Origin of the sequence: Thalassomonas actiniarum, from assembly GCF_000948975.2 — a bacterium.
Lineage (GTDB): Bacteria > Pseudomonadota > Gammaproteobacteria > Enterobacterales > Alteromonadaceae > Thalassomonas > Thalassomonas actiniarum.
The window spans coordinates 5,060,802-5,082,537 of record NZ_CP059735.1 but is presented as its reverse complement, the minus strand read 5'-3'; the positions used below and the strand labels follow the sequence as shown (position 1 = coordinate 5,082,537).

20 protein-coding genes are annotated in these 21,736 nt (G+C 46.7%); 16 read left to right on the top strand and 4 right to left on the bottom strand.

The window, feature by feature from the left end:
- Positions 1–8: 8 nt before the first annotated feature.
- The 10 genes from ileS to SG35_RS22205 all read left to right on the top strand — a co-directional run bounded on the left by ileS (position 9) and on the right by SG35_RS22205 (position 11,481).
- Positions 9–2,846, top strand: coding sequence for an isoleucine--tRNA ligase (ileS, locus tag SG35_RS22250; protein WP_044830340.1), 2,838 nt, complete (start codon positions 9–11; stop codon positions 2,844–2,846).
- A gap of 18 nt (positions 2,847–2,864) precedes the next feature.
- Positions 2,865–3,377, top strand: coding sequence for a signal peptidase II (gene lspA / locus SG35_RS22245; protein WP_044830555.1), 513 nt, complete (start codon positions 2,865–2,867; stop codon positions 3,375–3,377).
- A gap of 24 nt (positions 3,378–3,401) precedes the next feature.
- The gene (gene fkpB / locus SG35_RS22240; protein ID WP_044830339.1) at positions 3,402–3,836 is read left to right on the top strand and encodes an FKBP-type peptidyl-prolyl cis-trans isomerase; all 435 of its coding nucleotides are present in this window, start codon (positions 3,402–3,404) and stop codon (positions 3,834–3,836) included.
- A gap of 11 nt (positions 3,837–3,847) precedes the next feature.
- Positions 3,848–4,777 carry a 4-hydroxy-3-methylbut-2-enyl diphosphate reductase gene (gene ispH, locus SG35_RS22235; RefSeq protein WP_044830338.1) on the top strand — a complete coding sequence of 310 codons (930 nt, stop codon included), beginning with the start codon at positions 3,848–3,850 and terminating at the stop codon, positions 4,775–4,777.
- A 292-nt stretch (positions 4,778–5,069) separates the two neighbouring features.
- On the top strand, positions 5,070–5,633 hold the full coding sequence (gene pilV / locus SG35_RS22230; RefSeq protein ID WP_044830337.1) for a type IV pilus modification protein PilV: 564 nt from the start codon (positions 5,070–5,072) through the stop codon (positions 5,631–5,633).
- Between the two features lie 8 nt (positions 5,634–5,641).
- On the top strand, positions 5,642–6,625 hold the full coding sequence (locus SG35_RS22225) for a PilW family protein (RefSeq protein WP_044830336.1): 984 nt from the start codon (positions 5,642–5,644) through the stop codon (positions 6,623–6,625).
- Entirely contained in the window at positions 6,616–7,074 is a 459-nt protein-coding gene (locus SG35_RS22220) for a pilus assembly PilX N-terminal domain-containing protein (RefSeq protein ID WP_044830335.1), read from the top strand. The genes SG35_RS22225 and SG35_RS22220 overlap by 10 nt, the downstream gene beginning before the upstream one ends.
- 123 nt (positions 7,075–7,197) lie before the next feature.
- Positions 7,198–10,752 carry a pilus assembly protein gene (locus SG35_RS22215; protein ID WP_044830334.1) on the top strand — a complete coding sequence of 1,185 codons (3,555 nt, stop codon included), beginning with the start codon at positions 7,198–7,200 and terminating at the stop codon, positions 10,750–10,752.
- Positions 10,749–11,168 (top strand): type IV pilin protein, encoded by a 420-nt coding sequence (locus SG35_RS22210; RefSeq protein WP_236702493.1) that lies wholly within the window; start codon positions 10,749–10,751, stop codon positions 11,166–11,168. The genes SG35_RS22215 and SG35_RS22210 overlap by 4 nt, the downstream gene beginning before the upstream one ends.
- Position 11,169: 1 nt before the next feature.
- Entirely contained in the window at positions 11,170–11,481 is a 312-nt protein-coding gene (locus tag SG35_RS22205) for a TapY2 family type IVa secretion system protein (RefSeq protein ID WP_044830333.1), read from the top strand.
- A 57-nt stretch (positions 11,482–11,538) separates the two neighbouring features.
- On the opposite strand, the gene SG35_RS22200 is transcribed toward SG35_RS22205, so the two are convergent.
- Together SG35_RS22200 and nadE are read right to left on the bottom strand one after the other, a co-directional pair.
- Entirely contained in the window at positions 11,539–12,093 is a 555-nt protein-coding gene (locus tag SG35_RS22200; RefSeq protein ID WP_044830332.1) for a GspH/FimT family pseudopilin, read from the bottom strand.
- A 94-nt stretch (positions 12,094–12,187) separates the two neighbouring features.
- Positions 12,188–13,018, bottom strand: coding sequence for an ammonia-dependent NAD(+) synthetase (gene nadE / locus SG35_RS22195; RefSeq protein WP_044830331.1), 831 nt, complete (start codon positions 13,016–13,018; stop codon positions 12,188–12,190).
- Positions 13,019–13,251: 233 nt separating this feature from the next.
- Between nadE and glnB the strand changes: the two genes are divergently transcribed.
- Positions 13,252–13,590 (top strand): nitrogen regulatory protein P-II, encoded by a 339-nt coding sequence (glnB, locus tag SG35_RS22190; protein ID WP_044830330.1) that lies wholly within the window; start codon positions 13,252–13,254, stop codon positions 13,588–13,590.
- A gap of 100 nt (positions 13,591–13,690) precedes the next feature.
- On the opposite strand, the gene SG35_RS22185 is transcribed toward glnB, so the two are convergent.
- Complete coding sequence (locus tag SG35_RS22185; RefSeq protein WP_044830329.1) at positions 13,691–14,455, bottom strand: outer membrane protein assembly factor BamD; 765 nt, start codon at positions 14,453–14,455, stop codon at positions 13,691–13,693.
- A 128-nt stretch (positions 14,456–14,583) separates the two neighbouring features.
- Between SG35_RS22185 and rluD the strand changes: the two genes are divergently transcribed.
- The 3 genes from rluD to clpB all read left to right on the top strand — a co-directional run bounded on the left by rluD (position 14,584) and on the right by clpB (position 19,077).
- Positions 14,584–15,555: a 23S rRNA pseudouridine(1911/1915/1917) synthase RluD gene (gene rluD / locus SG35_RS22180; protein WP_044830328.1), complete on the top strand. Its 972-nt coding sequence runs from the start codon at positions 14,584–14,586 to the stop codon at positions 15,553–15,555.
- Complete coding sequence (pgeF, locus tag SG35_RS22175; protein ID WP_044830327.1) at positions 15,545–16,300, top strand: peptidoglycan editing factor PgeF; 756 nt, start codon at positions 15,545–15,547, stop codon at positions 16,298–16,300. The genes rluD and pgeF overlap by 11 nt, the downstream gene beginning before the upstream one ends.
- 206 nt (positions 16,301–16,506) lie before the next feature.
- On the top strand, positions 16,507–19,077 hold the full coding sequence (gene clpB, locus SG35_RS22170; RefSeq protein WP_044830326.1) for an ATP-dependent chaperone ClpB: 2,571 nt from the start codon (positions 16,507–16,509) through the stop codon (positions 19,075–19,077).
- A 69-nt stretch (positions 19,078–19,146) separates the two neighbouring features.
- On the opposite strand, the gene SG35_RS22165 is transcribed toward clpB, so the two are convergent.
- Entirely contained in the window at positions 19,147–19,554 is a 408-nt protein-coding gene (locus SG35_RS22165; RefSeq protein ID WP_044830325.1) for a DUF4124 domain-containing protein, read from the bottom strand.
- Between the two features lie 203 nt (positions 19,555–19,757).
- Here SG35_RS22165 and pssA point away from each other — a divergent pair, with 203 nt between their 5' ends.
- Positions 19,758–20,534, top strand: coding sequence for a CDP-diacylglycerol--serine O-phosphatidyltransferase (pssA, locus tag SG35_RS22160; RefSeq protein ID WP_044830324.1), 777 nt, complete (start codon positions 19,758–19,760; stop codon positions 20,532–20,534).
- A gap of 413 nt (positions 20,535–20,947) precedes the next feature.
- The gene (locus tag SG35_RS22155; RefSeq protein WP_044830323.1) at positions 20,948–21,460 is read left to right on the top strand and encodes a PEP-CTERM sorting domain-containing protein; all 513 of its coding nucleotides are present in this window, start codon (positions 20,948–20,950) and stop codon (positions 21,458–21,460) included.
- Positions 21,461–21,736 lie beyond the last annotated feature (276 nt).

Here is a 21,736-nt window from a genome sequence, read left to right as displayed (position 1 = left end):
TGATTTAAATGAGCGATTATAAACATACCCTGAATCTGCCAGATACTCCTTTCCCGATGAAAGGCAATATGGCAAACCGCGAACCCCAAATGCTTAAGGACTGGGCAGGAAAAGACCTGTACGGCAAGATCCGCGCCGCTAAAAAGGGAAAGAAATCATTCATTTTGCATGATGGTCCTCCATATGCAAATGGTGATATTCATTTGGGCCATTCAGTAAACAAGATCCTCAAAGATATTATTGTTAAGTCTAAGACCCTTTCCGACTTTAATTCTCCTTTTGTCCCGGGTTGGGATTGTCACGGTCTGCCGATTGAATTAATGGTGGAAAAGAAGGTCGGCAAACCCGGCCATAAGGTGACGCCGGCCCAGTTCAGGGAAAAATGTCGCGAATATGCCATCAAGCAGGTTAACGGCCAGCGGGAAGATTTTAAACGCTTAGGTGTTTTTGCCGATTGGGAAAAGCCTTACCTGACCATGGATTTCAAAACCGAAGCCAATATCATCCGCGCCCTGGGTAAGATTGCCGAAAATGGCCACCTGCAGCAAGGGTTCAAGCCTGTGCACTGGTGTACCGATTGTGGTTCTGCGCTGGCGGAAGCGGAAGTGGAATACAAAGATAAGCAGTCACCTGCCATAGACGTTAAATTTACCCTGGTTGATGAAGGGATTGCCGATAAGTTCTCACATCCTGAAGGTCATGTCGGTGAAGGTGAAATCGGCATAGTGATCTGGACCACCACCCCATGGACTTTACCTGCCAACCGCGCCGTTTCAGTGCACCCCGCAGTGGAGTACACCCTGGTACAGTGTGAAACCGAGCAGGGCAAACAGCGCCTGATCCTGGCATCGGATCTGGTGCAGTCCTGCATGGACAGATTTGGTATCGATAAATACCATGCCTTAGGCTTTTGCCTGGGTAAAGAGCTGGATCGCACCGAGCTGAAACATCCGTTTTATGACTTTAATGTGCCGGTGATTTGCGGTGAGCACGTTACCACAGATTCGGGTACCGGTTGTGTTCATACCGCACCGGGACACGGTGTTGACGATTTTGTGGTCGGTAAGGAATATGACCTTGAAGTGGCCAACCCGGTTGGTGCCAACGGTGTTTATCTTGAAGATACCCCGTTATTCGCCGGGCAGCATGTCTTTAAGGCCAATGACAGCGTCATCGAAGCGTTAAAAGAGCATAATGCCTTATTGCATCATCATGCCTATGAGCATTCTTATCCTCATTGCTGGCGTCATAAAACGCCGATTATTTTCCGTGCCACGCCGCAGTGGTTTATCAGCATGGACAATAAAGCCTTGCGGCAGGCGTCTTTAAATGAAATCGAAAATACCCAGTGGATCCCTGATTGGGGGCAAAGCCGTATCGAATCTATGGTAGAAGGCCGTCCTGACTGGTGTATTTCCCGCCAGCGTACCTGGGGGGTGCCGATTGCCCTGTTTATCCATAAGGATACCGGCGCTTTACACCCGCGCAGCATCGAGTTGATTGAAACTGTGGCGCAAAAGGTGGAACAGTCGGGTATACAGGCCTGGTTTGACTTGGAAGCCAGCGAGCTTATCGGCGATGATGCCGGCGAATATATTAAAGTGCCGGATACTTTAGATGTCTGGTTTGATTCCGGGACCACCCATTATTCCGTGGTTGACGCCCGTGAAGAATTTGACGCGCAGGCGGATTTATACCTGGAAGGCTCAGATCAGCACAGGGGCTGGTTTATGTCTTCTATGATGTCATCGGTTGCCATGACAGGCAAAGCGCCTTACAAGCAGGTATTAACCCACGGCTTTACCGTGGATGTTAACGGTCACAAGATGTCTAAGTCTTTGGGCAATGTGATTACCCCGGCGCAAATCACCAATAAACTCGGTGCGGATATCCTGCGCTTATGGGTGGCATCGGTGAACTATACCCAGGAAATTACCGTTTCCGACGAGATTTTCAAACGCCAGGCGGATGCTTATCGCCGGATCCGTAATACCTCGCGCTTCCTGCTGGCCAATATCAATGGTTTTGATCCTAAGCAGCATTCGGTCGCTTTTGAAGATATGGTAGCACTGGATCGCTGGGTGGTGGATAAAGCGGCTCAGCTGCAAGATGAAATTGTTGCCGCCTACAATGAGTATGAATTTCATCAGGTGGTCCATAAGTTAATGAACTTCTGTACCACTGAGTTGGGTGGGTTCTACCTGGATATCATCAAAGATCGTCAGTATACCGCGAAAGATAACAGTGTTGCCCGTCGTTCTTGTCAGACCGCCATGTACCTGATCGCCGAAGCCATGACCCGCTGGATGGCGCCTGTGTTGTCCTTTACCGCGCAGGAAATCTGGCAGGCACTGCCGCAAGCAGCAGACGGTGAGCGCGATGAGTTCGTCTTCACCGGTGTCTGGTTCGATGGCCTGGCTAAATTGCCCCAGGATGTAGAGCTAAACAATGATTACTGGAACGAGCTGTTACTGGTGCGCAGTGAAGTCAACAAAGCGCTTGAACTGGCCCGTAAAGATAAAATTGTCGGTAAGGCTCTGGAAGCTGAAGTTAAACTTTATGCAACCGCAGACTTAGCCGATAAGATTAAGCTGCTGGGTGAAGAACTGCGCTTTGTTCTTATCACCTCAAAAGCCAGTGTCGAACAGGTTGAAAGTGCGCCGGAAAATGCCGTTGCCACCGAAATCGAAGGTTTATGGCTCAGCGTTACTCCGTCAAACGGCAGCAAGTGTGAGCGTTGCTGGCATTATACTGATGATGTTGGCAGCAATGAGCAGTATAATGATCTTTGTGGCCGCTGTATTACCAACGTCGAAGGCGATGGTGAAGTGCGGGAATTTGCTTAAGGGTCAATGAGTAGTTTTATGAAAGTGAATTTTGCCGATTCAGGCATTCGCTGGATCTGGTTAACATTGGTGTTCCTGGTCATTGACCAGGTCACTAAATACTGGGTAGCCGGCAGCATGGATTTATATCAGTCCATTAAAGTGACGGCGTTTTTTAACATCACTTATGTCCATAACCTGGGGGCTGCTTTTAGTTTTCTTGCCGATCAGGCCGGGTGGCAGCGCTGGTTTTTTGCCGCCATTGCCACGGTTGCCAGTGTGATCTTTGTGATCTGGCTGGCCAAAACCCCAAAAGAAAATAAGTCTTTAAGCATCGCTTTTGCGTTAATGTTAAGCGGCGCCCTGGGCAACTTATTTGATCGGGTATTGCTTGGCTATGTGATTGACTTTTTAGATTTTTATGTCGGAAGTTATCACTGGCCTGCCTTTAATGTCGCTGATTCTGCCATTTTTGTCGGCGCGGCATTAATGGTTTTGGATTCTTTTAAAGGCTCAGACAAAGAAAATGTCGCCGGTAGTATCAATAAGTAATTTTAGTAAAGCGGATAAAATTTAATGGCTCAAGTTGTTGAAAAAGACTCGATTTTAGTGGTGCATATCACCATGAAGCTGGCTGACGGCTCTGCGGCGGACAGCACTAAGGTCAATAACAAACCGGCAAAAATCATCATGGGAGACGAAAGCATCTCTCCTGCCTTTGAAGCCCAGTTATTGGGGCTTGCTGCCGGTGAAAGTAAAGAGTTTACCCTGCAGGCGAAAGATGCCTTTGGTGAAGTGAATCCGGATAATATCCATTATATGGATATCAGTAAGTTCAGCGAAGAGGCCCCGGCGAAAGTAGGCAATATTATTACCTTTACCCAGCCGGGAAATGTGGAATTACCCGGGATGATCCGTGAAGTTTCCGGTTCTTCGGTGACCATAGATTTTAATCACCCGTTAGCCGGACAAGAGGTGACTTTTGTCATTGATCTTGTTGAAATTCAATAGCGAGGTAATTTATGGAAATTATTTTAGCTAATCCACGCGGCTTTTGTGCCGGTGTCGACCGCGCCATCAGTATCGTTGATCGGGCCCTGGACCTGTTTGATGCCCCTATTTATGTGCGCCATGAAGTGGTTCATAACAAGTTTGTCGTGAACGGCCTTAAAGAAAGGGGCGCCATTTTCGTTGATGAACTCAATGAAGTTCCGGACGACAGTACGGTTATTTTCAGCGCCCACGGGGTTTCAAAAGCGGTTCGCAACGAGGCTAAGCGCCGCGGATTGAAAGTTTTTGATGCCACTTGTCCATTGGTGACAAAAGTGCATATGGAAGTTTCCAGGACCAGCCGGAAAAATATCGAGTGTGTGTTAATCGGCCATGCCGGGCATCCGGAAGTCGAAGGCACCATGGGCCAGTATGAAAGCGAGCAGGGAGGGATCTACCTGGTAGAATCCGCTGAAGATGTGCAAAACCTGAAGGTGAAAAATCCGGATGAATTGTATTTCTGCAGCCAGACTACCTTGTCGGTTGATGATACCAGTGATGTTATTGACGCCTTACAGGCAAAGTTTCCGGCAATTAAAGGGCCGCGAAAAGATGATATCTGTTATGCCACTCAAAACCGCCAGGATGCGGTCAGGTCCATTGCCGGACAGGTTGATTTGTTGCTGGTAGTTGGTGCGAAAAACAGCTCTAACTCCAACCGCTTGCGGGAGCTGGCGGATAAAATGGGCACGACATCTTATTTGATTGATACCGCAGATGATATTGATGTCAATTGGCTGTCTTCTGCTGCTAAGGTCGGGGTGACCGCAGGTGCCTCTGCGCCTGATATTCTGGTGCAACAAGTGATAGATGCACTAAAAGGTTATGGTGGCCATGAGGTTATCGAACACCCGGGTCGGGAAGAAAATATCGTATTTGCGGTTCCTGCCGAATTAAGCTAGGCTTACCCCATAAGGGGTAGGCAAAAATTTATACAATTCAACTTTTTTCCAGAAAAAGTTCCAGCCTATACTTTACTAATAAATCAGCTGCCGGTTCGCTGTGGAAGTCGCACCGGCAGTACTAGAAAAGGTATGGGTTAATGCTGTTCACTTTTGTGATTTTTAACACATATAGCGATATTTTCAGGTATTCGGCGTATGCCGAACTTACCTCCTTTCTGCTTTTTATTCTATTCTTTATTATAGCCTGGCGGGATCCGGGCCCTGCAAAGATAAGGTATAAGGATGCGCTATGACTGCTAAACCTAAGATTTCCAAACATGGCGGTATGACCTTCATTGAAGTACTGATTGCCTTATTCATTCTGGTAACCGGCATTATCGGTGCCGTTGCCACCCAGGCCAGCGCCAAAAAAGGCAGCTTTGATGCCATGCAAAGATCGCTGGCTTCTTCTTTGGCGCAAGACATCATTGAACGTATGCGCATCAACCAGTCCTCTGGATTATTTCTGGAAAATTATGAAGGTACTTACGGTGCGGGCGGCTCGGCTCCTGCCAGCAGGTGTAATTCAACAGCAAGTTTGTGTACCCCTTTGGAAATGGTGGCCAATGATCTCTATGAGTGGGAGCAAACCTTATTAGGCTCGGAAGTTAAAAGTGGCACAAGCAACCTTGGTGGCCTGCTTGGCGCTACCGGCTGTATCTCTCATAACAATAACAGCGTCACTGTGGTTGTCAGTTGGGAAGGGCGCTTTGAGTCAACAGATGCAGGTGCTGCCAATAGTACTTTTGCAGCTGCTTGTGGCACTAGCAATAAGAAAAGGCGGCAAATAGTCATTCAGGCTTTTATTTTTTAGGGGTTTTTATGATTAAAAAACAACAAGGATTCAGCCTGATTGAGTTATTTATTTCACTGGCAACCGGCCTGGTGTTATTTGCCGGGGTATTGAGTGTTTTTGTCGGGATCCGGGCAACGACGTCAGAAACCACGACTTATGGTGAATTGCAGGAAAATGGCCGTTTTGCGATAAATTTACTCACCGATGATTTGCTCAGGCAAGGGTTTTGGGGCGAGTTGCCGGAGAGTTTATCTACCGGATTGCTAGTCTCTTCGCCAGCAGCTATTGCCGGTGACTGTGTGGGGGACGGTGTTAACAATGCCAGCTTCCCGCTGGCTGTCGGACACTTCAGGGCATTATGGGGAACATCCCTGATAAGTGCGACCACTATGGGTTGTATCGACGATGCCAAAACTGGTTCCGATTTGTTACAAATTAAGCGGGTTGTTTCTGCTCCAGTGGCAGCGGCGAGTGTCAGCGCAGATCGCTATTATTTGATTGCCAATGCCAACTCCGGGGCTATTTTTGCCGGGGATGCGGCTATCCCCACCATTAATGATGCGCAAATCTGGGAATATCAACATCATATTTATTATATCAGTGAATATAGCCAGGGCGGAAATACCGTGCCTGCACTTATGCAGGGACAGCTGAGAAACGGTACTCTACCGCCAGTTTTTTTTAACCAGGTCATTGATGGTATCGAGATGATACGGTTTATGTATGGAGTAGACAGTGATAATGACGGCATTGTCAATGCCTTTATTGCCGCAGGCAATATGCTTGATACCTATTGGGACAATGAATCGGATATCCGGATATTGGCGGTGAAAATTTTTGTGCTGGCCCGCAGTATTTTACCGGATGACAGCTACGAAAACCTCAATACCTATTACTTGGGGGATTTAGCGGTGAACTTTATTAATGGCGGCAGTGGCGATAACTATCGGCGTATGTTATTCAGTTCGACGATAACATTGCCTAATGCGAGGGTAGACACATGGCCTTAAAAAAACAGCAAGGGGTGGTATTAATTGTCTCCCTGGTGTTCCTGATTGCGCTGACAGCGGTTGCTGCAGCATTAATGCAAAATACCTCGGTGGATATTAAGATGTCAGGCGCGAGTCAGTTAAAAGTGGTTGCCACCCAGGAGGCTATCAGCTCACTGGATGAAGTTATTTTTAACCAGGTGACGCAAACCGACGGCATTAATGACTTTGCTTATCCCTTGGGAGTTTTCCCGCTAAATCCTGCGGTGACTGCCGATAATACTACGGCTCAAATCTCAGTCGCCAATACCAATAACTTAGTGGTTGATTGCCCCCATTCCCAATCGGCGTCTTCGGCGCAGGTATTAAAATGCAATGTCTTAAGGATACAGGTAAACAGATTATACGGGCGCAATAACAACAGTGCCGTGCAGATAAATTCTGGTGTCGCCCAGGAAGTACTGCCGTAAGCTGACATTGTGGTCAACACAATGCCGGGGTTGTTTTAACCGTTGCAGGTTACGCTTAGCAGTGTAAAGGCATATTTGCTTGATTTTATTCCGTGATGTTAATCCTAGCGTGGGGAAAGTGTGATGAAAAAATGGATGTTATCGGCTTTAGTGTATTTGTTTTGTGTTCACTCTTATGGTGAAGACATTGAACTCTATATTGGCGATCAGTCACAAAGAGTTGGTAAAAAACCTCAGGTGCTGATTATTTTTGATAATTCCGGCAGCATGAATACCATAGAAAATGTCAAATCCCCTTATGACCCCAATACCACTTACCCTGCAATTGGCGGCTATAACAGTTTGTCGGAAGATTTTATTTATTTTGATAAACAGGACGGGCCTGATGTCGGCGCACCTGTGCCGGACAGCCCGAGTGAAACCCGTCGCTTTCTTGCGGACATCAACAGTTGTGATACCGCCAGAGAAAAACTGGCCACAGTGGGCCGCTATACAGGTTATATCAGAGAGTACAGTTTTCAGGGACAAAACGGCAGTTGGCAGGAATTGCCGGATAACAACGGCGCCAATATTCAGGTTCTAGACTGTTTCGATGATATTCAGTTGCAAGACCCGGATAATGCCGGCGTTGAAAAAAATGGCGGTAACATCGAAGCTTTGCCCGACGGTTATCCGGTAGATGGTTTGGGGACGAAACAAAATCCAGTGTATTATACCGCGGATGTCAATGCCTCCAATACCGCATTCGGTGCAGGCTCTGTGGTGACTTTGTACAGTGATAATTATTTGCGCTGGAGTCAGAGTGAGATTATCGATAATGTTGATTTAACCCGTTTGCAAATAGCGAAGGATACCGTTACCGATCTGATCGAGTCAGCACCTTCGGTGGATTTTGGCTTACAAATCTTTAACTATAATTTTCCCGGAGAAAATACCCGGGATGGCGGCCGTATCGTTATGGGCATTCAGGAAATGACTGCCACAGTAAGACAAAACTTGGTTGATCTGATTAACCTGGAAATTGACGGTGAAACCAACACGCCTTTGTGTGAAAGTTTATATGAAGTGTCTCGCTATTTAGGAGGCAAGTCGGTTGATTTTGGCGACAATGATTCAAATAATGGTGCGACTTATAAAGGTAATACTCCTCCCAGGGATACTTCTATCGAGAGTTCCGGCAGCTATATCAGCCCTTATCGCGGCTGCAGCAATGAAGTCTTTGTGATATTAATTACCGATGGCGAACCGACTGAAGACAGGGCGGCTGACGGTAATATCAGTGGCTTGCCCGGTATGGGGGGCCTGTTTCAAAACAATTATTTGCCGGCGTTGGCGCAGTGGATGCACAATAACGATGTTAATGACAGCATGGACGGCGATCAAATATCGACATTATTTACCGTCGGTTTTGGTAAAGATGCCGAAAGCGCTGAAGAACTGCTCAGTAGAGCGGCAGAATTGGGAGGCGGTCAATATTATCCTGCGACGGATCCCAATGATCTGTTAGCTTCGCTGCAATCTGCTTTGTTGGAAATTTTAAGCGTCAATACCAGCTTTACCGCTCCTTCAGTTGCTTCTAATAATTTTGATCGTACCGAGACCTTGGACTCGGTTTATTATGCGATGTTTTTACCTGCCCAGGGACCCCGCTGGCAGGGCAACCTGAAAAAATTAAAGGTGACGGCTTCAGGTTTGGTTGACCGGGAAGATAAAGTGGCGATTGGCAGTAACGGCAATATACTGACAACAGCAAAAACCTTTTGGAGCACATCGGCAAAAGCGGACGGTGAGGATGTTGAAGCCGGCGGAGTGGCTGAAATGTTGAGAGGAAAAACCGATCGGGTGATTTACAGCGATCTCGGTAGTTCCGGGGCTTTATTGCCTTTTAACCGCAGCAATAGTGAAAATCATTTTGGCGGTAGTACAAATTTAGCCGCTGTGCTTAATGTCAGTGAGCAGGACATTGATGATACCATCAACTGGTCTAAGGGGATGGATGTTGATGACAGCGACCTTGATGGGCTAACAAGCGATATCCGTTTTGATGTTTTTTCCGACCCGCTTCACTCCAAACCTTTGGTAGTGAATTATGGTGGTTCCAGTAATAACCAGGATGTCAGGATCTTGCTAGGTACCAATGCCGGCGTATTGCACATGTTTGATGATAACGGCGACAGCGTTGATGAAAGCTGGGCATTTATGCCGAAAGAGTTTTTCCCGAATATTAACTCTTTGCGGGAAAATAATGCCTCAAGTGGTAAAATTTATGGTATCGACGGTTCTCCCGTTGTCTATCTGCTTGATAAAAACGGCGATGGTTCCATCAGCAGTAGTAATGGCGATAAGGCTTGGGTTTTCTTTGGCCTGCGCCGGGGCGGCTCTTCATATTACGGTTTAGACATTACCCTGCCCGATACTCCTAAACTATTATGGCACCTTGATGCCGGCAGTGCCGGTTTTAGCGAGCTGGGACAGTCCTGGTCGCAGCCGCAGCTGGGCTATTCAAAACTTAATACCTCGTCAGGTGTACCGCAGCCGGTATTGATTTTTGGCGGTGGGTATGCCATCTCTAAAGACAATGGTGGTGTCGGTGGCAGCGATAGTGTCGGGCGTGCAATTTATATGGTGGATGCGAAGACGGGCACCCTAAAGTGGAGTTTGACGCCTGCTGCAAGCAGCGGAGTCAATACCCAGTTTACCGGTATTTCAGACAGTATACCGGCGGCTATCGGCACTCTCGACAGTGATGGTGATGGCTTGATCGATCGTTTATATGCCGGCGATAGTGGTGGGAACCTTTGGCGGGTCGATATGCCGGAAGGAGCCCCCGGCAGCTCGGAAAACCCCTGGACTGTATTTAAACTGGCGCAATTAGGGGGAGAAACAAACTCGACAGACAGGCGTTTCTTTAGCCAGCCGGCAATTGTCAGGACTTTTATTGAAGAAACCAAATCTTCCTCGGTTACGGATGAAGAGGGGAATACCACTACAGTGGTTAGCCGCCAGGAAACTCCTTACGAAGCGATACTAATTGGCAGTGGTGATCGTTCGACACCCTCATCCGGGGATACCGAGGATAAGTTTTTTATGGTCAAAGATCCCGATATTTTTACCCAGTCTTATATTGCAGAAGATATTCCCGCCCCCTATACCATAGAAAATTTATACGATTATACCAACGATCCGTTTGGACAAACCCTGACCAGCCAGGAGAGAGAGTCGCTGGCACTGGCGGTAAGTCAAAAGTCGGGCTGGTTTATTGACTTTGCCGGGTTGGGAGAAAAGAGCATGTCGGCTGCGACGGCAATTGCCGGTGTCGCCTACTTTAACTCTTTTACCCCGGGCAACAGCAGCAGTAACAGTTGTGAGTTAAATGCCGGTAGCGGTTTGTTATATGCGGTAAATCTGGCACTTGGCACTAAGGTTTACAACTGGCGAACTTTAAATGTCGGTGAAAGGGTACCGGATACGCCTACTATTATTATTCCCCCCGAAGATGATGATGAAACCCATAGCCGTTTATTATTTGTCGGTGTCGGTGAAGGCTCGGGAGCCGGCACGCTTACCTTATGTGATGTCAATGATTGCTGTGATGGTGATTGTGATCCGGACGATCCACCCGATGGCATCAGTTTAAAAACCATGCGTACTTATCTTTATGTGGCGGAATCCAAATGATGAATTATAGTGGGAAATATAAAGGCCTGACCTTGATAGAAGTTTTGATCACTATGGCTATTATTACCATTTTGGCTGCTGTGGTTTATCCGGCTTATGTCGATGTGACCGGGCGGAGCAATCGCAGTGAAGCCCAGCGGGAATTGAGCCGGTTAGCGTTTTTACAAGAGCAGTTTTTTGCCGATAACCGCACTTATACCGCAGATATGACGGATTTGGGGGCGCCGGCAGATCCTTATATCACGGAGTCAGGAAATTACAGTATAGACGCCATTGTCGGTGCCGGCGGTACGACTTTTGACCTTAAGGCTACTGCAAAGGGTAACCAGGCTGAAGTTGATGCCGACTGTACGACTTTATCTATAGACGAAGCCTTGGTGAAAACCGCCTCTTCGGAAAGCTGTTGGGAGCACTAGTATGATATTTTATAAAAAAATGAGCTTTTTATTGGCCTTTGCCATGTTGGCCGGCACAGCCCAGGCGGCCAAAGAGGAGATAAGTGAACTCAAATGCCATGTGGAGTTATTTGGCGGCGAGGAAGTGATACATTTTGTCAATGCCAAAAAAAATGATGGCCTGAATATGATTAAAAAGCTGACCGGAAAGCGTATAACCGTGACCGGCAGCAGGAAAAAACAAAAAATCTATCAGGTAAGAGAGTGTGCGGATTTACATGGCAGCTTTAAAGGCAGCCAGGCAAACCAGCTAGATGCCGCTACCGTACGCTAACGGAGCATCAAAGCGTTGGCGCAGGCAAAGACGAAGCCGTTATTAAATAATAACGGCTTAACTGCAGGTAATTTCGCTGCCGCTGCGGCTTTCGTCTTTGCCGTCATTATCTATGTCTGAAGAGACATAGGCCCTGCCGGAGCTGGCGACAACGATGCCCCGGGATAAATCATTATATCCGTGCGGACAATAGTCAAAGGTGCCTGTGGCTAAGCCGGTTGTTCTGCCTGCCGGGGTATAAGTTAAGGCATCACGGGAATATTGCAGCAGATCGCCACTACTTACGGCCCCTTTAACCTTGATAAGCTGTTCATTTAAGGTCGCTTCATATTTTTGGTTATTGTTGCTGTCGGTAAAGACACTGACCTGCTCTTGCCAGTCACCGTCACAGGATGAGCTTGCATTTAAAGGGCATACGGTTACATTTTGTCCCAGGTTGATGGCGTTGTTACGGGCTACCAGCAGCAAACGGTGCAACTCTGATATTTCGTTATCAACCCGTAACTGGGCGGTGAAGCTACCGAAGTTCGGCAAGGCAATAGCCGTTAATATCCCCAGAATAGCCACGGTAAACATTAATTCAAATAATGTGATGCCACTTTGTCTATGCATATAAACTCCAGGCGGTTGCTTTATTACTAGGTATAACAGTTAACGGCGCGTGCTGCTAGTTTAAGTGTTGTCCACTTTGGCTGTTATTAACGGGTTAATCATAGATAGTGGGGATCGGCTGACGTTTATGTTGGGTTTTGTTATAGATGCTGATGATCAAATCACTTACCTCTTTTGTGACGGCTTTTCCTTCAAGGAAGTCGTCCAGCTGTTGATAGCTTAAGCCCAGTGCATCTTCGTCTTTTTTCCCCGGAGATAACTCTTCCAGATCTGCGGTAGGGGCTTTATCCACCAGGAGTCCGGGCGCTCCCAGGTGTTTGGCTATTTGCCTGACCTGCCGCTTGGAAAGACCAAACAGTGGCACCAGATCACATGCGCCGTCACCCCACTTAGTGAAGAAACCGGTAATATTTTCTGCTGAATGATCTGTGCCTAATACCAGGGCCCCTACCAGGGCGGCGATATGATATTGCATCACCATACGGGTACGGGCTTTGACGTTGCCTTTGGCAAAGTCGATGGCTGCAGGCGAGGCATCGAGTAGGTTGTTATCGGTCAGGGCCTGGACGGCTTCCTGGTGAATACCGTTAGCCCCGGCAAGGATATTGGTTGACAGGCTCTGGCTTGGCTGAATAAAGCTCAGGGCCAGTTGGGCATCTTCTTCATCCGCCTGAACATCAAACGGCAGGCGAACGGCAATAAATTGGTAGTGATTTCCCTTTTCTTTATTCAGCTCATCAACCGCAAGCTGGGCCAGGCGGCCACAGGTTGATGAATCAACACCGCCACTGATACCTAATACCAGATTTTTTAATCCCGAGTTTACCAGCTGCTTTTTGATAAAGTCGATACGGCGCCTGATTTCGAAGTCGACATCAATTTCAGGTAGTACTTTCATTTCTGCAATGATCAACTGCTGATCCATGGAGTTTCCTCGTTATACATCACAATGAGCTAAATTTAATGGGAAGTGTAACAAATTAACGGCTAACATGGACAGTACCGCCGTTAATAGTTCATGATTTTAGTATGATGCTATTACCGTGAAACTGAACTAAGTGAATGAAAATATTGCTGGATTACTAAGCTTGCTCTTCTGGTCGCAAGGATTCAGGGATGTTAAGATTAATTATCAACAGATAACTTTGGAAAAAGGCCATGAAAAAAATAGAAGCGATTATTAAACCTTTTAAAATGGATGATGTCAGGGAAGCGTTGGGGGAAATAGGTATTACCGGTATGACGGTGTCTGAAGTTAAAGGCTTCGGGCGGCAAAAGGGTCATACTGAGCTTTATCGTGGTGCTGAATACATGGTGGATTTTTTGCCGAAAGCGAAACTGGAAATTGTTGTGGCAGCGGATGATGTTGAGCGTTGTGTTGAAGCGATTATCCAGACGGCGCAAACGGGAAAAATTGGTGACGGGAAAATTTTTGTCACCGATGTTGACCGGGTGATCCGTATCCGTACCGGCGAAGAAAATGAATCGGCTATCTAGTTGCCGCGACATAGATATTTTGGCTGGTTAGCAGAAAACGATTGAGAAAAAGCAACTGACTGAACATCAGTTGCTTGATAAAGAAAAACTGAAACCGGGCTTAGTTGGCAACCAGAGGATTATCGGGATAGTTTACCGCTAAAACCTGTTTAGAGTTACGCTTAAGATCTTCAAGATTAAGCTGGTCGTAACATTCAATCATGATCTCCAGTGCCTGCTCGACTTCATCACTGGGAGAGAAATACTCGACTATATAGCGGCCCCGGTTGGCTGCGGAAGCATAGGCTTCCCTTTTTAAATAAAAGCGGGCGACGGCTAATTCATATTTAGCCAGACGAGATTTGATCCCTATCATACGTTTGCGGGCATCGGCGGCGTATTTACTTTCCGGATACTCACTGAGTACTTTTTTCAGATCATTGAAGGCTTCCCGTGAGGCAGTGGGATCGCGATCCGATCTGTCGATGCCGGCCAAATCCTGGAATAAGTTGGCTTCGGTGGCCTGATTGATCAAGGCGCGCATATAATAAACATAATCTATATTCGGATGAGTGGGGTTAAGTCTAAGGAAGCGGTCGGCTAACGCCACGCCCTGAGCGGCATCGCCGCTTTTGTAATAAGCGTAAAGTAAATCCAGCTGTACCTGATGGGAAATAGGGCCAAAAGGAAAACGCGAATCAATGGCGGAAAGAATTTGGATGGCTTTTTGATATAAACCGTTATCTAATGCTTCTCTGGCATCGGCAGATAAGGCCTGCGCCGACTTGTCCGGCACCTTGTCAATATCATTATCATCTGATGATGAACACCCGCCTAGCCCCAGCGCCAGTGCCAATAACATCATTTTAATTGTCAGTTTTTCCATAGACTTCAATATCACTACTTTGTTTTAGTTAAAATAAATATGAAAGCCCCTCATAAAGGGGTAAAATACACAATTGCATTCTAACCCAGCAATCATGCCTTGCACAGTGCTAATTAATTGAGAGTTTAATGGCTGAGATAATTCAACATAAAGAAGTTGTTCCTGAATCGTGTTTGGGAAAACGTTTAGACCAAACATTAGCGGAAATGTTTCCTGATTATTCACGTTCCCGGTTAAAAGAATGGATTTTGGCCGGCCAGGTCACTGTTAACGGGGATGTGATCACCCGGGCGAGGGAAAAAATGTTTGGTGGGGAGCATATTGCCATAAACGCAGAAATTGAAGCGGAAGTGCGTTTTGATCCCCAGGATATCCCGCTTGACATCGTCTATGAAGATGACGACATCCTGGTTATCAACAAACCTGCTGGCCTGGTAGTCCATCCCGGCGCCGGTAACCCGGACGGTACGGTATTAAATGCCTTGCTGCATCATTGCCCTGAACTGGAAATTGTCCCCCGGGCCGGTATTGTCCACCGCCTGGATAAAGACACCACCGGATTGATGGTGGTGGCGAAAACTATCGCCGCGCAAACCAACCTGGTTGAAGCTTTGCAGGCCCGGGAAATTACCCGTGAATATGAAGCCATAGCCAATGGTTTGATGACCGCAGGTGGCGTGGTGGACGAACCCATAGGACGTCATGCCACTAAACGCACCCATATGGCGGTCACTTTTTCCGGCCGTCCTTCGGTGACCCATTACCGGGTGCTGGAAAAATATCGTTTGCATACCCGGTTGCGCCTGCGCCTGGAAACCGGCCGTACCCACCAAATTCGTGTACATATGGCGCATATCACCCACCCTTTGGTGGGAGATCCTGTTTATGGCGGCAGACCCAGACCGCCGAAAAATGCTACCGATGACTTGCGTGAAGTATTAAGAAGTTTTAAGCGTCAGGCATTGCATGCGGCTATGTTATCTCTTTATCACCCGATCACCGGGGAGCAGATGACCTGGTATGCCGATATTCCGGAAGATTTTGATTATCTTACCAAGGTGCTGCGTGAAGATACTAAACTGAACCAAAGTGAATATTGATAACCCTCATTTTTGTCAGCCCGACTGGCCGGTAGCAAATGTACTGGCCTTTAATACTACTCGTCAGCATCCCCACAGGGATAAGCCTCCGGTTACTGATTTTGACAGTTTTAATCTGGGGACGCATGTCGGTGATGATATTGGCCGGGTTGAGAATAACCGGCAGGCACTTAAGGAATTCTTACCAAAGGGCAGCCAAATTCAGTGGCTGGAACAGGTTCACGGCAATACTGTTGTTGAGGTTCATTGTCACAGTGAACAGCCGCTGGTGGCCGATGCCGCGGTTACCCGTAATCCGGATGTCACCCTGGCGGTAATGACCGCTGACTGTTTGCCTATTCTATTGTCCTGCGGGCAGGGAAAGGAGGTTGCGGTGATCCATGGCGGCTGGCGTCCTTTGCTGGCGGGGATCATTTCGAATACTTTACAAAAGATGCAAAGCCGGAATACGGAGCTTTATGCCTGGTTAGGCCCTTGTATCGGTGAGCAGGCATTTGAGGTCGGAGCCGAGGTCAGGCAAGCTTTTGTCGGGCAATCAGCTATGTTCGACGCTGCCTTTAAGTCAACAGGGCAGGGGAAATACCTGGGCAATTTAGCCTTGATCGCCAAATTGCAGTTGAACAGTGTAGGCGTACAGCAGGTGTCTGCTGTAAATCACTGCACTTATGCTATGGAGCAGCGTTATTATTCTTATCGCCGCAATGCTATTACCGGAAGGATGGCAGCATTCATTACCAGATTATAATGACTCTTTCAGATAAAATCTGTTCGCCCGTACTCCCCTACCGATAGCAATAACTTTTTGTTTTAGATCAAAATGCTGCGTAAGCGGCATTGAAAAGTTTGTTGTTCAACCTTATTAATAAAATAAGTTCAAATTATCGCCGGCAGCGTTTGACGTGTGTTATTCCGTCAATGGCTTGATAAAACATGATCTCAGGAGATGATTTTATGCGTTTAGATCGCTTTACCCAATCTTTTCAAGTGACTATTTCTGATGCGCAATCACTGGCGCTGGGAAAAGATCACCAGTTTATTGAGCCTGTCCATGTGATGATGGCCCTGCTTAATCAAAATGGCAATACCGTGATCCCTTTGTGTAAGAGTGCCGGTATTGATATTTATTCATTACGCTCTCAAGTGGAGGCAGCATTAGCTTCATTGGCCCAGGTGCAGGGGGTTGGCGGTGAAGTCCAGTTATCATCTTCTTTAGGTAATCTTTTGAATTTGTGCGATAAGTATGCGCAAAAGCTGGGTGATAAATTTATTTCATCAGAAATTTTTATCCTGGCTTCACTGGAAGATAGAGGAGCACTGGGACAAATACTAAAATCTCTCGGTGCGACCGAAGAAAGGGTAAAATCTGCGATAGAGCATATCCGGGGAGGGCAGAAAGTTGAAGATCAAAATGCCGAAGATGTCCGCCAGGCCTTGTCGAAATTTACCATAGATTTAACCCTGCGAGCAGAAGAAGGCAAACTTGATCCGGTTATTGGCCGTGATGATGAAATTCGCCGTACCATTCAGGTATTGCAGCGGCGTACCAAAAACAACCCTGTACTTATCGGCCATCCGGGGGTGGGGAAAACCGCGATTGCCGAAGGGCTGGCACAACGGATAGTGGATCATGAAGTGCCGGAAGGACTTAAAGACAAACGGGTGCTGGCACTGGATATGGGAGCCCTGGTGGCTGGAGCCAAGTACCGGGGAGAGTTCGAAGAAAGGTTAAAAGCTGTGCTCAACGAATTGGCGCAGGAAGAAGGTCAGGTGATCTTATTTATTGATGAGCTCCATACCATGGTCGGCGCAGGCAAAACCGATGGCGCCCTGGATGCAGGCAATATGTTAAAACCTGCTCTGGCCCGGGGAGATCTTCATTGTGTCGGTGCCACTACCTTAGATGAATATCGCCAATATATTGAAAAAGATGCGGCATTAGAGCGGCGTTTTCAAAAAGTCCTGATTGATGAGCCCAGTGTCGAAGATACCATCGCGATATTACGTGGCCTTAAAGAGCGTTATGAATTGCATCATTCGGTAGATATCACAGATCCGGCAATCGTCGCGGCGGCCAGTTTATCCCACCGTTATATCAGTGATCGTCAGTTGCCGGATAAAGCGATAGATTTAATTGATGAAGCGGCATCGAGCATCCGTTTGCAGATAGACTCCAAACCGGAAGACTTAGACCGGCTGGAGCGGCGTATCATTCAGCTGAAGCTGGAGCAAAAAGCGCTGGAAAAAGAATCGGATGAAGCGACGATAAAGCGCCGGGAACTGCTGTCGGCGGATCTGATGGCTTGCCAGAAAAGCTATGATGAGCTGGATGAAATCTGGAATACTGAAAAAGCCGCGCTGCACGGCACCCAGGCGATCAAAGCCGATCTGGAACATGCCAGAATAGAGCTTGAAGCAGCAAGAAGGGCCGGAGATCTGAACCGGATGTCTGAGTTGCAATACGGGCGTTTGCCTGAATTGGAAAAGCAGCTGGACCTGGCCAGTCAGGCGGAAATGCAGGAAATGACTTTGCTGCGCAATAAAGTAACGGAAGTGGAAATTGCCGATGTCTTAAGCCGGGCTACCGGCATTCCCGTGGCTAAAATGCTCGAAGAAGAGCGGGAAAAACTGTTGAAAATGGAGCAGGAATTGCACCGTCAGGTGATCGGCCAGGAAGAAGCCGTGGTTTCCGTTGCCAATGCCATTCGCCGCTCGCGGGCCGGGCTGGCGGATCCTAACCAGCCGATAGGTTCATTTTTGTTCCTTGGCCCTACCGGGGTGGGGAAAACCGAGCTTACCAAAGCGCTGGCGACCTTTTTGTTTGATAGCGAAGACGCCCTGGTGCGTATCGACATGTCTGAATTTATGGAAAAACATTCCGTCGCCCGTTTGGTGGGAGCTCCTCCCGGTTATGTCGGTTACGAAGAAGGCGGTTATTTAACCGAAGCGGTCAGACGTAAGCCTTATTCGGTGATCTTATTGGATGAAGTGGAGAAGGCCCATCATGATGTCTTTAATATTTTACTCCAGGTTTTAGATGACGGCCGCTTAACCGACGGTCAGGGTCGTACGGTCGATTTTAAAAATACCGTAGTGATCATGACCTCTAATATCGGCTCGGATCATATCCAGAGTTTTACTGCTGAAAGCGATTATCAGCAAATGAAAGCCAATGTGATGGCAGATGTCGGTCAACAATTTAAGCCGGAGTTTATTAACCGTATTGATGAGTCCGTGGTTTTTCATAGCCTGAGTTCACAGCAGATAAAACAAATTGCGACCATTCATGTTAAAGCTTTATCTGAGCGGCTGGCTGAGCGGGAACTACAGTTAAGGCTTTCTGATGAAGCCTTGTCTGTTATTGCCGCGGCAGGATTTGATCCTGTTTATGGTGCTCGTCCGTTAAAAAGAGCGATTCAGCAATATATTGAAAACCCGCTGGCACAAAAAATACTTGGCGGGGAATTCCAAAAAGGTGCGGTGATCAAGCTTGATGTTGTTGAGGGAGAACTACGCTTTTCATAATATTTTTTGTCAGCAGTTTGAAAGCTGATAAAGCAGGCTTTTTATAACAAGGGCTAATAAGGCAGAAGTTTATTGCTGGCGGCAATAAACTTCTGCCTGCTTTTCACTGTTGGCCAGTTGAATGGCTTTCTCTTCCTGGTTAAGTACCTTGGTTTGGCCATCTTTATCGGTAAACTGGACTTTATCATGCTTGGTCAGGGTTTCGATATTCGCCTGGGCGATGGCGCATTTTTCCTGAAAATCGGCAGAAATATCTTGCACCTGGTGTTTGTTTGCTATTTGTAATTTGCCTGCATCGTTATTTTTGGGGACAAAAGTTTCGGTCATGGTCAGTTCGGTATAATTATCGTGGGGAGGCTGATGCTGACTGAAGTGGACGATATTATTTTCATCTACCCAGCGGTAAATTTTAACACTGGTTGCCAAAGCCTTAATGGAAATTATCAGCAATAAGAAAATTAAGCATAGCGTTCGCATGATTATTTCTCCATCAAACTCTTCTGTGAGCGCCTGCTTCGGGCAAAAAGTGAATATCCTCCTTAAACTTATAACAACAGGCCGTTAAGTTTACAAATTTTCTTACCTTTAAATCGTTTTTCCGCTATCAATTTATCTGTTTTTTGCTGGATAAGTTATGATAAATTAGCTTTTTTATTATTTCTTAACTTACGATAACTTTCATGACAGATAAGCAAGCAAGCGATAGCACACCTACCCGGGGCATTTATTTATTACCTAATTTGCTCACCACCGCCGGCCTCTTTTCCGGGTTTTATGCCGTAGTTTCTTCCATGAACGGGCATTTTGCCAGTGCTGCCGTTGCCATTTTTATTGCTATGATTTTTGACGGGCTGGATGGGCGGGTTGCCCGAATGACCAATACCCAGAGTGAATTTGGCGCCGAATACGACAGTATGGCGGATATGGTCTCTTTCGGTATCGCTCCGGGGTTAGTTGCGTATAACTGGGCGCTTTCGGGCATGGGGAAATTTGGCTGGCTGGCCGCATTTATTTTTGTTGCCTGTGCTGCACTTCGCTTGGCCCGTTTTAATACTCAGGTAGGGGTTGCCGATAAGCGTTATTTCCAGGGGTTGGCGAGTCCCGCGGCGGCCGGTGTGATTGCGAGTGTAGTTTGGGCCGGTACCGAGTACCAGCTTCAGGGCCAGGACTACGGCATTATTATGGGGGCAATCACCATTATTACCGGGTTATTAATGGTGAGTAATTTCAGGTATAACAGTTTCAAAGAAGTGGATTGGAAGGGCAAGGTCCCCTTTGTGGTGGTATTACTGATAGTGCTAATTTTTGTCGTGGTTGCTTCAAGTCCGGCAGAGTTATTATTAATGATATTTGTACTTTATGCGGCCTCCGGACCGGTCACGACCATTCGCAGTGTGAAAAAGCTTAAACTTGAGCATGTCGTGGGTGATGATCATGATGAAGATTTTAAAAATTAACGGTTAAATATTTATGAAGCTGATTAACCGTTGGCTACAAGACCTGCGGTTAATCGGTAAATTTCTTCAATCCGTACAATTTAGCTCCCGTCTTTTCTTTTCTGTTTTTCGTTAACCCGCTCACTATTTTTGTTCTTACAGATTTTGCAGATTAAGTATTTATGCTGCTTGAGACTATGTCTCTTTTGCTTTTTGTTTACTCTTTTTTATCTTGGTAAACTTTGAAGGGAAAAGAGAATACCTGGTGTCGGATTATTTTACACAACTTGACATACAGGTTAACTCATCGTTAATTCTTTACATGTTCCAGCTTAACTCATTGATTATAAGGTTCTTTTGTTTTTGGTCTGATTTTTGCTTAATTAACGTCCAGTTAATCACTACATAGATAATAATTATAAATAAGGTTTAATATGTTCAATAAGTTATTTTTAAAAGTATTGCTTTCCGTTTCATTAAGTGTTGCCGCGCTATCTTCAGCGAACGCTGCGCTAATTACTCAAGATATTTTGTTCGATGATCAGGGGACTTGGTCAAGTATCGGCGAAATTACTGTTGTTACTGCTGAAGCCGATAAGTTCGGTTATATTTCAGAATGGTACGACTTTACTCTTTTAGGGTTTGACCTATTGACTGTTGCTGAGTCTGGCGGCGGTTTATTCGAAGCTGAAATTGATTTAGCTGATTTTAGCGCAGGTTTGCAATTCTTATCTTTTGACCTGAGCGAAAGTAATTTGGGCACTTATGCTTTTAATGGTATTGTCAGTGCACAATTTAGTTTTTTTGATGCTTTTACTTCAAACGGTTTAGCCCTGTTTGGTGAAATCAAATTAGGTGATGCTGAGGTTAGTGTTCCAGAGCCTGAAACAGCCTTTTTATTATTAATGGCGGTTGCCGGCCTTATGGTAAGACGTAAGAGCTTGTAACGGTCGTTTATTGAGAAGAGGCCCTGCTTTTAGCAGGGCTTTTTTATTGCCGCTAAACCTTCCTGGTGGGCCGCATCATCTGGGTTTATGAGCACAGGTGCATTCCTCCCTTTGTTTCTTCAACTTTCATCACCTGTTACCGATCGTCAATAACGCTCGCTATTACACATGCGAACTTCAAGCGTGACTTTTCTAAGTGTTCATCTGGCTGCTGTTGTGCCGGGCTAATTCCTTAGCAGCACCTACGAGCCGATTAACTCTATTAAGGATTCTTCT